This window comes from Neisseria sp. HMSC064D07 (assembly GCF_001837185.1).
Lineage (GTDB): Bacteria > Pseudomonadota > Gammaproteobacteria > Burkholderiales > Neisseriaceae > Neisseria > Neisseria flavescens_C.
In genome coordinates, this window is the sequence record NZ_KV831670.1 from 1 (window position 1) to 11,932 (window position 11,932).

Annotated in this window: 13 protein-coding genes; 2 read left to right on the forward strand and 11 right to left on the reverse strand. The window is 43.4% G+C overall.

What is annotated here, in order from left to right; genetic code table 11:
* Positions 1-53: 53 nt before the first annotated feature.
* From HMPREF2608_RS03430 to HMPREF2608_RS03475, 11 genes are all read right to left on the reverse strand, one after another.
* Entirely contained in the window at positions 54-224 is a 171-nt protein-coding gene (locus HMPREF2608_RS03430; RefSeq protein WP_003747315.1) for a rubredoxin, read from the reverse strand.
* Positions 225-308: 84 nt separating this feature from the next.
* Positions 309-1,400 (reverse strand): acyl-CoA dehydrogenase family protein, encoded by a 1,092-nt coding sequence (locus tag HMPREF2608_RS03435; RefSeq protein ID WP_070825979.1) that lies wholly within the window; start codon positions 1,398-1,400, stop codon positions 309-311.
* 124 nt (positions 1,401-1,524) lie between these two features.
* The gene (locus HMPREF2608_RS03440) at positions 1,525-2,073 is read right to left on the reverse strand and encodes a carboxymuconolactone decarboxylase family protein (RefSeq protein WP_063068843.1); all 549 of its coding nucleotides are present in this window, start codon (positions 2,071-2,073) and stop codon (positions 1,525-1,527) included.
* 149 nt (positions 2,074-2,222) lie between these two features.
* A complete protein-coding gene (locus HMPREF2608_RS03445) occupies positions 2,223-2,645 on the reverse strand; it encodes a YidB family protein (protein WP_070825980.1) in 423 nt (140 codons plus the stop codon).
* 171 nt (positions 2,646-2,816) lie between these two features.
* The gene (locus HMPREF2608_RS11535; protein ID WP_210402757.1) at positions 2,817-3,233 is read right to left on the reverse strand and encodes a DUF3732 domain-containing protein; all 417 of its coding nucleotides are present in this window, start codon (positions 3,231-3,233) and stop codon (positions 2,817-2,819) included.
* The gene (locus HMPREF2608_RS03450; RefSeq protein WP_210402758.1) at positions 3,185-4,744 is read right to left on the reverse strand and encodes a DUF3732 domain-containing protein; all 1,560 of its coding nucleotides are present in this window, start codon (positions 4,742-4,744) and stop codon (positions 3,185-3,187) included. Before HMPREF2608_RS03450 ends, HMPREF2608_RS11535 begins: the two co-directional genes overlap by 49 nt.
* 59 nt (positions 4,745-4,803) lie before the next feature.
* On the reverse strand, positions 4,804-5,250 hold the full coding sequence (locus tag HMPREF2608_RS03455) for a three component ABC system middle component (RefSeq protein WP_070825981.1): 447 nt from the start codon (positions 5,248-5,250) through the stop codon (positions 4,804-4,806).
* On the reverse strand, positions 5,247-6,338 hold the full coding sequence (locus HMPREF2608_RS03460; protein ID WP_070825982.1) for a hypothetical protein: 1,092 nt from the start codon (positions 6,336-6,338) through the stop codon (positions 5,247-5,249). The genes HMPREF2608_RS03455 and HMPREF2608_RS03460 overlap by 4 nt, the downstream gene beginning before the upstream one ends.
* A 361-nt stretch (positions 6,339-6,699) precedes the next feature.
* A complete protein-coding gene (gene ruvX, locus HMPREF2608_RS03465) occupies positions 6,700-7,155 on the reverse strand; it encodes a Holliday junction resolvase RuvX (protein ID WP_003680463.1) in 456 nt (151 codons plus the stop codon).
* Positions 7,148-7,696, reverse strand: a complete 549-nt coding sequence (locus HMPREF2608_RS03470) for a YqgE/AlgH family protein (RefSeq protein WP_070825983.1) — start codon at positions 7,694-7,696, stop codon at positions 7,148-7,150. The genes ruvX and HMPREF2608_RS03470 overlap by 8 nt, the downstream gene beginning before the upstream one ends.
* A gap of 28 nt (positions 7,697-7,724) precedes the next feature.
* Positions 7,725-8,270, reverse strand: a complete 546-nt coding sequence (locus tag HMPREF2608_RS03475) for a CreA family protein (RefSeq protein WP_049328632.1) — start codon at positions 8,268-8,270, stop codon at positions 7,725-7,727.
* 173 nt (positions 8,271-8,443) lie between these two features.
* Between HMPREF2608_RS03475 and HMPREF2608_RS03480 the strand changes: the two genes are divergently transcribed.
* Positions 8,444-10,255: a murein hydrolase activator EnvC family protein gene (locus HMPREF2608_RS03480; RefSeq protein WP_070825984.1), complete on the forward strand. Its 1,812-nt coding sequence runs from the start codon at positions 8,444-8,446 to the stop codon at positions 10,253-10,255.
* 215 nt (positions 10,256-10,470) lie between these two features.
* Positions 10,471-11,932: S41 family peptidase (locus tag HMPREF2608_RS03485; protein ID WP_070825985.1), on the forward strand; the 1,462-nt coding region annotated here is incomplete at its 3' end.

Below are 11,932 nucleotides of genomic sequence, written 5' to 3' on the forward strand. Positions count from 1 at the left end.
AGGAAGGGCTTTTTTGCAAAGGTCTCGGCCTTTTTATTAAATAATCGGATAATTTATATGGTAAAGTCCAGAAGGTAGAAATCTTCTTTGCCTACGCCGCATTCAGGGCATTTCCAGTCGTCGGGGATGTCTTCGAACTTGGTACCTGCCGGCAGGCCGTGTTCGGGGTCGCCGACATCTTCATCGTAAATCCAGCCGCAAGGGCCGCACATATATTGAGCCATTTGGTGTTCCTTCTATTTTAAAAGGCCGTCTGAAACCGTATTTTCAGACGGCCTTTCGTGTGTTTTATTGTTGATATTTTGAATTTATTGAGCTGCTTCCAAAGCGGCGATTTCTTTACGCAGATGTTTGATGGCCGGTGTTACGATGGCGACAAACATGGCCTCGCGGACGCGGCGTTGTGCCGGGCTGCGCATCAGATAGCCTTTCGCGCCTGCATGCAATGCGGCAGATTGAGTGGCGTTCAATGCCAATACGGCAGCCGCTTCACGCAGTTTCAAGGTTGCCAGCGTGTCAGGTTTATTGTTCCACGCATCATCGGCAAGGCGTTCGGTTTCCGCCCATGCGCCGTCCAACGCAGCTTTCAACTCATCGTAGCTGTGGTCAAGGTAAGCGTTCACTTCCGCGTTCACTACATTGGCCATACGGATAATACCGAGCGCACCGTCAATCACACCGGCGCCGATACCCATTTGCAGCAAGATAAAACCGGCTTTAATGGTCGGGATATAAGACTGGAACTGCTCAGGCGCAGCAATCACATCTTCATCGGGAATAAACACGTCTTTAAAATTCAGGCTGTAAGTGCGCGTGCCTTCCAAACCGCAAAACTCAGGGCAATCTTGCAGGGTAACGCCTTCCCATTGACCGCCGGTGATAAACATCACATAGCTGTCGCCGATTTGGGCGGTATTTGCCCAAATGTGGTCTTCGCCGATATTAGATACCCAAGGCAAAGCACCGTTGATTTTGTAGCCGCCTTCGACACGTTCGGCTTGCAGATTGTGTTTTTCGATACCGGCAAGGTGTTTGACGGTATTGGACATGCCCGTACCGGCCAAAACTTTGCCCTGCAGAATATCGGCCAAATATTTGGCTTTAACCGCTTGGTTGGGGGATTGATGCAGATACCACGCGCAAGCTGCCTGACACCATGCGCTGAACGAAGTCGCGCCGCATTCTTTACCGATTTCGCGCAATACGGCGATTTGCGTTGCCAAACCCAAACCGTTACCGCCTTCTTCAACCGTACCGGTCGCGGCAAAACCGCCGATTTTGCCCAATTCCAGCATAAATTCTTTCGGGTACAGGCCTTTGCGGTCGATGTCGTCTACCAATGGTTTTAATTTGCTTTTAACGAGTTCGGCAACATTGTTCAGTAAAGCTTCGCGTGTCATGATTTTTTCCTCTGAATAAGGTTTGAAGCGTAGATGGTTCTACTCATGAATTATTCTTGGCAACAAGGATATCCTTGCTTTTTACTAAAAGGCCGTCTGAATTTTCAGACGGCCTTTGATGAGATTAGGCAAATGCCTGCAATTCAGGGTTGATTTCAGTTTTGGCAAGGTTGTTGACGTAGTTGCACAAGGTTGCCAAAGCAACGCCCATAACGACTTCAACGGCTTGCTGTTGGTTGTAACCGGCATCGAAGAATGCTTTCAGCTCGTCGTCGGATACCGCGCCTTTTTTCGCCATAACGGCTTGGGTGAATGTCGCCAAAGCACTCAGTTTGGCATCGTCAAACTCGCCTGCAGCCAACGCGCGCGCAGCTTTGATGGATTGTTCGGAAAGCAGTTTTTTCAAGGTTGCCAGTTTAGTGTGGCCGGCAACGCAGAAGCCGCATTCATTGGTACGCGCGGCAATGATTTGAATGACTTCGACTTCGCCGGCAGTCAGGCTGTTGGCACCATTCATTTTGCCGACTTCTTGATAAAACGCCAAAGCCTCCGGCGCATTGGCCAAAACGCCGATCAGGTTAGGAATAAAGCCGTTGTTTTTCAATACGGCTTCAATGCGTGGTTTAGCAGCTTCAGGAGCGGTTTCAACTGTGTGTATGGTTAAACGTGACATTTTTATGACCTTTTTTGTAATAAAACGAAGTGGGCATGATAAGCCATTCGTTTTTGTTAGAAAAAGATTAATTGGTTATTTACCGTAAACCAAAAGTTATAAGGCCGTCTGAACGGATTCAGACGGCCTTATCATAACGATTCAACTCATTATTTTATAAAGTTTTTCAGCAGCATAGAAGCGATGTCATCCAAGCCGAAGCCATCCGCATCTTGAGCCGTGCCGTTAGGAGTGGCTTTATCGACCAAGTCAGGCAATACTTTTGCCAACAAATCGCCTGCTTGACCGGCATCCACGCCGAATTTTTGCGCGATTTGGTTTACCGTATCGCTACCCAAAGCATTTTGCAGGTCGCTGCCGGACACAGGCAGGTTGCTGGATTGGTTGGAAATCCAGCTGCTCAGGGCATCGCCCAAACCGCCTTGTTGCAGTTGGTTGATCAGGTTGCCTACGCCGCCTTGCTGTTTCACCAAATCCATCGCCATATCGGTCAGAGAACCTTGTGCGCCGTTTCCGCTGTTGCCACCCAACATTTGGGTAGCCGCATTCAAAAGATTGTCCATGAGTGCCATGACTTTTTCCTTGTGTGTGTTTATGTCTAAAAAAAGAAAGCGGAGTGTAGCAAAATTTATGCCGGAAAAAATCAGGCTTAACCAAACTAAACTTCTTTTATCCCAAAGCCGTAACAAAACAAAGGCCAAGACTTTTGTGCGTATTGGGAAAGAAAATCGGTTATATTAGTATCATTCATCAATGTCAATTAGGCCTCGAGTTCTCCATCTACTTTTCACAAACGATTCAAATTCATAATCGCCTAAGTCCAAGTTATCCGCATGATCGGTAATGATAATTTGTGGTGCATATCCATATTGCTCTTTTAAGTCATGACAATATTTAGCTAACCTTATAAATAAGTGGGTTACAGCTTTAATGTCGCCATCAATGTTTTCTTTATGCTCCAGATTTGCAATATCTTTAGTATCAAATATCTCAGCATTATCATGCTGAAAATTAGGAAAATACACCTGCGTGGGTTGGTCTAAAAATAGAATAGAAGGTATAGCCACATTAAAACCATTATGTTCTAATTCAATAAAATATTGGTGCAAGGCTAAAAATAAAGTAATATGGCAATAAAGCCAATTTGCACCACTTCCCATTGAACGTAAATAAATCTCTCTTTTTCACCATCATGATACAAATCAAAGCTATTTAAAGAAAATTTCAAATTAATTGGCTTATAAGAATCTTCAAAATCAAAATATTTTCCAATTTCCGACATGATCTGATTAATTCTCTCTTCAGCTTTGCTTAAATCATTTTTGAAACTATACTTACTTAAACTTGCTTCAACGCTGCTTAATCTTTGTTTCAATTGATTTATTTCATCACCATTCCCTAAGCCACTCTGTTTTTGCACAAGAATATCAAGCATGGAAAATAGACTCGCTTTGATCTGCAAAATTTGCTCATAACGACTCTTAATTTTTTTAACATCTTCGTTTTTTTGTTCTAGCTCTCTTTTTTGTTGTCTTGTTTCCTTAATTTTATTATCAAGATCGCGAATTTCTTGGCTGATCTCTCGTTCTTCAACTTCTAACTGAGACCTTAGTGAATGATTCAGAGCAATATCTTGTGATAATTTTTTCATAGCTTGACCGAGAAGATCTGCCTGTCTTGTGAGTGAATTATTTTCTGATAAGCAGAAAGGGCATACACAAACACCAACTTGAACTTGATTTAATGATTCCATCGAAGACAGCATATTAGAGACTTCTTTTTCAGTATCTAAGTGTTTACGAATAGACTCTAATTTAAAAGATAACTTTCTTCTTTTATTGTCATCATTATTTATTTTATCTAATAAACCTTTAAAGAAAACCGCTTCCCTATTGGAATCGTAGATGATGTTTTCATCTGTAACAACTTTATTTAAAGTTTGCTTTGAGTCTTGAGCGTTTCTCCTAATATCCTCCATCTTAACAGGATGACTTTCCATTCCCATCAAAGAATAAAGAACATTAAGTTGATTCTCTATACTAATATTATTTTCGTTGATGTATTTTTCGATAATTTTTTGTTCCTTTTCGAGTGCCTTAATTTCGGATTTTAACTGGGCTTCCTCTTGAGAAAGTAAATAATATTTCTGATCGACAAAACCAAGGAAGATTTTAGTATGGGCAATAGCCTGTTCCCTTTTTTCTCTTTCGTCAAATCGATAGAATAGAGCATGTTTATTTGCGACTAAATTTTGATGCTGTAAAATAAAGGACATAAAACTTCTTACCGAGGGGCTAGGTAAAGAACGACCTCTAAATTCGGTTGTTTCCTGAGATTCATTAATATCAACAATATCTATAAATAGCTTAGTTAACTGTTTTTTATAGTTCTCATTGGTAAGAAAATATTCTTCTAAAAAATAATCTGAAGAAATTAAGTTAAATTGGTAAGCATCTTCTCTCCTAAAAAATCCACGTCCATTATCTTTTTTCCTACCAAGAACAAAATATTGCTCTTGGATTTGTAAGTACAAATAATAGATTTCTGCATGTTGAGTTATTACCCCCTTTGGAACGGTGTAGCCTCCACCAAAGCAATAATCAAAAATTTCAATTAAAGCACTTTTTCCTGTTGAAGATTTACCAGTGATAATATTTAAGCCTTCTTGCAATTCAATTTTGTGAATTTTTCCTAATTGATCTAGTACACCTATTTCATGGATAACTGTTTTTATGGTTTGATTCCTAACGATATATAAATTTCATAAATAGAACGATTACTAAATAATTTAGCAAGATTTTTAGCAACTCTAATTCTTTTTTTACTATTCTTTTTTTGGATAGGAATAAATGATAAGGAATTTATATCAGTTTCTAACCATTCATTGACTAAACAATATTGGATACTGTCTGATGTCAATATCTTTAATGAGTTTATCCTATCCTGTAAATCATATAATTCTTTGAAATGTTTAAAGAACACAGTATGCATAGAACTCCGGATATTTGAATTTTCTATTTGGGTTTTGAAAAATGGGTGGGTAAATAAGGGAATAAGAATAGGTAAAAGTAATGAGTTTTTCTCTACTCCCGTTAATTCAGAATAAAAATCAGCTAAATATTTACCATACTTGAAAGGGTTATATTTAGCTAAGTACAATGCATCAATAGTATTCATTTTGTAGTATCCCACTTCAAATCATCATTATTATCCATAGCATCATGCATAACACCGTTTCTATAGGCTATATGTGGTCTATCGCTACCTATAAGGAGTGGTTCAGAACCAATAATATCATCATACAAGTCACAAGAATTCGTAGAATTCCTCCTAGCTTTCCGATATTTTGTCTTATAAATAGAAATAAGCTCCGCCTGGTAACCCTTTGTTTTTTCTCTATAAACAGGGCTATTATCTAAGTCTTCACTAAGTGATTTTGTAAACTCTAACCAATTACCTACAGCTTCAGAAATTACCTCTTGATAATTAATATCTTGTATTTTTGAAACAAATTTCTTAGTTGCGTTTTTTGCCACTTCTTGTTCTGTTGCTATCAATCCTTGAAAATCAGGAAACGTAAATTCCTTTCTACGTAAATTAGATGTTAAGTCTTCACATTTTGCTTTGAATTCTCCATAAGAAATACGCCAACTCTCTTTATTTCCTAGATTGTAAATAAAACCAATCAAGCCTTGTAGAAAAGCATCTTGATTATTGTATGGAATTCCTGAAAGATTTCTTTTTTTAATCCTATCTAGTATCTGTTCTTTGCTTTCCGATGCAGTAAATAACGTTACTTTTCCAATAACTGGTAAAAGAAAATTATCAACTTTATTCATAATATCTTCTTGCATTTTTGCTATTTCAGAAGTAGATGAATTAGAAGAATGAATGTCTTTAAGTATTTTTAGTCGCTCTTGAGGACTACTATCATTCCATTGAGCCAGTTTTGTTGTTTTTCCAAAAAGCTGAGTAGTATGTAAGATCAAATGGTTATATTGTCCATGATTAAATTCGGGTGCTAACCAGTTTTTGAGTGTTTTCCAAAAACTTTCATGATAATCAGTAAGTGCCGCTGCAACATCTTTTATTTCAATTTGGCTTCCTGTATTTTCTCCCTCAGTAATAAGGCTAATATCACCATCTTTTTCAAGGTAAATACAATCCCCTTTGCCCATATCAAAACATTTATCAAGAGCTACTATACTTTGATGATAAAAAGCTTGTGCGGTTGTCAATGCAGAATTTTTTGTTTCTTTCACCATATGATCTTCTCCAAAATTTGTAACTCTAAAATATTATACTTCACATGATATAAAAAGAGTAAATTGAGTTAAAACTATAATATTTTTGAATTTTTACTTACTCTATTCAACATACTTTTTATTAAGTCTGATAATATATTTACAAAATAATCTTCTTTACTTAATAACCAGAAGTTAAACACAAAGTTTTGGCTATTCCTCATTCTATTTATTTCCCTCGGATACTTAATAATCGTGTATCCGAGGGAAATAAAAGGCGTATTTGGAACAAAAAAAACAGAACCCTGTGTTTAAGTTCCGCTATCGAGTGAAAAGATAAAGAGAGTTATTTCACAATGGTTTTAGCCTTTAATTTTGATGCTTATTCTTCGCGGCCATTAAAATACTCGGCCGCGCCACCTTCAAAAAAGCCTTGCAAAATCGCCTGCGCCGCTACTTGGTCAAGCACGGATTTTTGTTTTCGGCCAAATACTTGGGCTTCCGCAAGTAGGCTTTCCGCGTATAAGGAAGACATCCTTTCGTCCACCCAATAAACCGGCAAATTAAAACGTCCGTGCAAACGGCGGCCAAACTTGCGGCTCAAACGGGTCAGCTCATGCTCCGTGCCATCGGTATGCGTCGGCAGGCCGACCACAAAATACTTGGGTTGCCATTCTTTGACTAGCTTGGCAATAGCCTCGAATTTTTCATCATTGCTGTTGCCGGTTACCGTCGCCAGCGGATGGGTCATGCCCAACTCGGCATCCCCCTGCGCCACGCCAATACGCGCCTCGCCGAAGTCAAAGGCCAAAACCGTACCTTTTGGTGCATCAGGCATGGCCGACTCCTGAAACCAAGGCGTTCGGATTGACGCCCAATTTTTCAAAAGCGGCGGCATAACGAAGCTCGTAAGGCACATCAAAAAGAATATGCTCATCCGCAGGGACGGTCAGCCAAATATTTTCTGCCAGCTCGCGCTCCAACTGCCCTTTGCCCCATTTGGAATAACCAATACTGATCAAAGCCTTGTCCACCGCACCTTCTTTAGACAAGTTTTCAATTACATCGCGCGAAGAAGTCAGTGCCACGTTATCGGTTACCACCATGCTGTTTTGCCAGCGGCCGATCGGCGTATGCACGACATAGCCGCGCTCAATCTGAACCGGCCCGCCCATCATCACGTTTTCATGTTGCAGACGCAACGGGATATTGCGGTCGGCGGCGGCGAAAATCATGTCCATGGTAATCGGCGAAGGTTTGTTGATGATGATGCCCAGCGCACCTTCTTCATCGTGTTCGCACACATAAATGACCGTATCCGTAAAAAACGGATCATCCATATGAGGCATGGCAATCAGGAAATGGTTGGCTAAATTCATATTCTTTTAATCTATTAAGCTGATTTTATTATTTTTGTCCATCGGCAACCGGCGCGTCCACCACGCACGCACCGTAAACCGCGCCGCCTGCCGGTACCGGCGTATCGGTTTTCGCATGGGCAAAACACGATACCGCGCTCAAAGAGTTCTTCGGCGAACCTTGAACGATTTTATCGCTGTATACCAAATAAGCAAAAGACTTACGTTTCGGATCGTAGTAGCGGATAATCTGCTGGCTCTTAAATGCTATGCTGGCACTGCGTTTGAACACTTGTCGCGGTTTCAAAACCGCAGCCTCGTTATAACGGATGACTTCCGCACTTTGTACGCAGGAAACCGATGCGTCGCTGGCATCTTCTTCCAGATTGACCGTTTCTTTCAAACCGCCTTTTTTCGCGTACGAAATATAACAGGCAACCCCTTGCACATCAGGATCGTCAAAACCTTCCACTTCAATACGGTCGTTTTTACCCAGCATATGAAACACCGTACTGGCGCGTCCGATTTTATCGGTATTGTCACCGCAAGCCGCCAAAACCATGGCACCCAACACTACTAATAAATATTTTTTCATAATATCCTGTCGATGCAGACTGTCAGTTTCCAGGCAGACTAAACCCCGTCCGCCTACTCTATCGTTACTATATAAGACCGTTCGTCCATATTGCAACCCGATATTATTTTCAGACGGCCTGACAGACAGTATAATCCGTCCTATTGTTCCTACTTTGATAGCAAGATCGAACCATGCGTTACAAACCCCTCATTCTCGCCCTGTTGCTCAGTTTCTCCCTGCCAACCTATGCTGCCAAAGACGCGCCGAAAGAAAAAGCGGCCGCCGTCAAAAAAGCTGCGCCCGTGAAAAAAGAGAAAGAAGCCGCCAAGGCAGATGTAAAAAAAGAAACCTCAAAAAAACAAGCGGTAAAAGAAAAAGAGGAAGACAAAAAAGCGGTTAAAGCCAAAGCTGCCAAAAAGAAGGAAACTGCCGACAAAAACGAACGCGCTTCAGCCAAAAACAAAACGGCTAAAGCCGCCGAAGCTGCTGCCGACAATAAAAAGGCCAACCGCAAAGCCGAAGAGCCTAAAGAAACGGCAAAAGACAAAAAAAACTCAGCCGCAAAATCCGGCAAAGCCAAAGAACAAGACAAGAAACCTGTTGAAGATAAAAAAGACAGCAAAGCCAAAGAACCCGTAAAAAAAGCAGATCCTAAGGAAACCAAAGCCAAAGAGCCTGCAAAAAAAGCGGTTGACGACAAAAAAGACGCTAAAAAAGACACAAAAGCCAAAGAGCACAACAAAAAAGCCGAGCCTAAAGTTGAGCCAAAAGCCGCTTCTTCAGCCGAAAACGATTTCAAAGCAGCCGTAACTGCCGCCGCCAACGATATGGAAACCAAGAAATCCTTTGCCAAACGCAACGAGGGTTTCATTATCCATGTTAATGCCACGCTCAAACAGCTGCAACAAACACGCAACAACCTCTCCGGCATCAACCGCAAACAACGCGACGCTTGGGAAAAATTCCAAAAACTCAATGCCGATGCCAACCAGTTAAAAGCCGAAGTTTCCAACACGCGCGCCCAAATTTCGCGCTTTGTGTCCGGCAACTATAAAAACAGCCAGCCCAATGCGGTTGCCCTCTTCCTGAAAAACGCCGATGCCGGTCAAAAAACCCGCTTCCTGCGTTACACGCGTTATATCAACAACGCCAACGACCAAGTCATGAGAGACTTGGAAAAACAACAGAAAGAGCTGGCAGCGCAAGAGCAAAAAATCAACAATGAATTGGCCTACCTGAAAAAACTGCAAGCCAATATCCAAGCTTCCTTGCGTCAACAAGGCGTAACCAATACCGCCGAACAAGCCGAAAGCCGCCGTCAAAACGCGCAAATGGCCAAAGAAGCGCAAAAGAAAATCAACCACAGAGAAAACGAGCAACGCCTCAACAATCTCTTGAAAGATTTGGAAAAACGCAAGGCTGATCAACGCAAAGCCGAAGCCGAAGCGCGTAAAAAAGCCGCCGAAGCCCGTTTGGCCGCCGCTGAAAAAGCCCGCAAAGAGCAGGCTGCCGCCCAACAAAAAGCCGAAGCCGAACGCGCCGCCATGTCTACGCTGACTGACGAAGACATGAAACTGCAAGCCCCGAACACCCAAGGCTTGACCGTCAGCAACGCCAACAGCTTCAGCCGTATGCAAGGCCGTCTGAAAAAACCGGTCAACGGCACACTGGCAGGCCTGTTTGGTCAAGACCGCGGCGATGGCGAAGTTTGGAAAGGCGTGTTCTACAATACCGTTCCTGCTCCGGTCAGCAGCATTGCCTCAGGCACGGTTACTTTTGCCGGCGAACTTGAAGGCTACGGCAAAGTAGTCGTCCTCGACCACGGTGACGGCTATGTCAGCATTTACTCCGGCCTGAACGAAATCGACATCGCCCAAAACTACGCCGTCAATGCCGGCAGCAAGATTGGCACCAGCGGCACTTTGCCGTCGGGCGAAACCGGCCTTTACCTTGAAGTCCGCTACAACGGACAAGTCATGAATCCGCTTTCATGGATTAACTGATGTTTCAGACGGCCTGAGTGAATTTTCCCCTTCAGGCCGTCTGAATTTTCATCATAAACTACAATAAAACACGATTTTCACGCCTGTTCAGCACATTAAACAACAAACTTTTACCTTAAACTTATTGTTCCAAGCGTTTAAATCACATAAAGTCAACGGGTTCAGAGAAAACAAAAACCACTTTGCTTACCGTACACAAAAAGAAAGTCAAACGAATGTCAACAAAATCCACTTTGAAAAAAGTTGCAATCTACACTCTCGGCGCATTTAGCGGCATCGCCCTCAGCCTGAGTGTACAAAGTTTTGCCGCCGAAAAAGACAAAAAAGATAACGAGGCCCTGCCCGTGCAGACCATCCGCACCATGGCAGAAGTGTACGGCCAAATCAAAGCCAACTATTACCAAGATAAACCCGATGCCGAGCTTTTTGAAGGCGCAATGAAAGGCATGGTGTCCGATCTCGATCCGCATTCCGAGTATATGGACAAAAAAGGCTATGCCGAAATGAAAGAATCCACCAGCGGAGAATTCGGCGGCCTGGGCATGGAAATCGGACAAGAAGACGGCTTCGTCAAAGTCGTTGCCCCGATTGAAGACACTCCGGCAGAACGCGCCGGCGTGAAAAGCGGCGATTTCATCGTCAAAATCGACAATACCTCTACCCGCGGCCTGACTGTCAGCGAAGCCGTCAAAAAAATGCGCGGCAAACCGGGTACCAAAATCACCCTGACCCTTTCACGCAAAAATGCCGACAAACCCATCGTCGTCAACCTGACCCGCGCCATCATCAAAGTCAAAAGCGTGCGCCATCACCTGCTTGAAAAAGACTACGGCTACATCCGCGTCTCCCAATTCCAAGAGCGCACCGTTGCCGCACTCAACGAAGCCGCACAAGCCCTCGTCAAAGAAAACAAAGGCCCGCTCAAAGGTATCATCCTCGACTTGCGCGACGACCCGGGCGGCCTGCTCAACGGCGCAGTCGGCGTATCCGCAGCCTTCCTGCAACCTGACGTAACCGTTGTCAGCACCAAAGGCCGCAACAAAAAAGAAGGCATGGTTCTCAAAGCAACTGCTGAAGACTACATCACCACCAGCGGCAAAGACCCGTTGGCCGGATTGCCTGCCGAGCTGAAAACCATTCCTATGACCGTCCTGATTAACGCAGGCTCGGCCTCCGCTTCCGAAATCGTTGCCGGTGCATTGCAAGACCACAAACGCGCCGTCGTCGTCGGCACACAAAGTTTCGGCAAAGGCTCAGTGCAAACCCTGATTCCGCTTTCCGGCGGCAGCGCAGTTAAACTGACCACCGCCCTCTACTACACGCCAAACGACCGCTCGATTCAAGCACAAGGCATTGTTCCTGACGTTGAAGTCAAAGATAAAGACCGCGCCTTTGAAAGCCGCGAAGCCGATTTGGTCGGTCATATCGGCAATCCGTTGGGCGGCCAAGACGTCAACAGCAGCACTGAAACGCCTGCCAACGCCGAAACCAAAGCCGATAAAGACAAGTCCAAAAAAGACAAAGATGAAGACATCTCCAGCCGCCGCATTCCAAATCCGGCCAAAGACGATCAGCTCCGCAAAGCCTTGGACTTGGTAAAAAATCCAGCCGAATGGCAAAAATCTTTGGGTTTGGCAGCGAAAAAACCTGCACCGAAAAAAGATGAGGATAAAGACA

What these genes read in the sequence shown, in the direction of transcription:
- HMPREF2608_RS03430 (WP_003747315.1), bottom strand. Translation starts at nt 224, where the DNA reads ATGGCTCAATATATGTGCGGCCCTTGCGGCTGGATTTACGATGAAGAT.
- HMPREF2608_RS03435 (WP_070825979.1), bottom strand. Translation starts at nt 1,400, where the DNA reads ATGACACGCGAAGCTTTACTGAACAATGTTGCCGAACTCGTTAAAAGC.
- HMPREF2608_RS03440 (WP_063068843.1), bottom strand. Translation starts at nt 2,073, where the DNA reads ATGTCACGTTTAACCATACACACAGTTGAAACCGCTCCTGAAGCTGCT.
- HMPREF2608_RS03445 (WP_070825980.1), bottom strand. Translation starts at nt 2,645, where the DNA reads ATGGCACTCATGGACAATCTTTTGAATGCGGCTACCCAAATGTTGGGT.
- HMPREF2608_RS11535 (WP_210402757.1), bottom strand. Translation starts at nt 3,233, where the DNA reads ATGGGAAGTGGTGCAAATTGGCTTTATTGCCATATTACTTTATTTTTA.
- HMPREF2608_RS03455 (WP_070825981.1), bottom strand. Translation starts at nt 5,250, where the DNA reads ATGAATACTATTGATGCATTGTACTTAGCTAAATATAACCCTTTCAAG.
- HMPREF2608_RS03460 (WP_070825982.1), bottom strand. Translation starts at nt 6,338, where the DNA reads ATGGTGAAAGAAACAAAAAATTCTGCATTGACAACCGCACAAGCTTTT.
- ruvX (WP_003680463.1), bottom strand. Translation starts at nt 7,155, where the DNA reads ATGCCTGATGCACCAAAAGGTACGGTTTTGGCCTTTGACTTCGGCGAG.
- HMPREF2608_RS03470 (WP_070825983.1), bottom strand. Translation starts at nt 7,696, where the DNA reads ATGAATTTAGCCAACCATTTCCTGATTGCCATGCCTCATATGGATGAT.
- HMPREF2608_RS03475 (WP_049328632.1), bottom strand. Translation starts at nt 8,270, where the DNA reads ATGAAAAAATATTTATTAGTAGTGTTGGGTGCCATGGTTTTGGCGGCT.
- HMPREF2608_RS03480 (WP_070825984.1), top strand. Translation starts at nt 8,444, where the DNA reads ATGCGTTACAAACCCCTCATTCTCGCCCTGTTGCTCAGTTTCTCCCTG.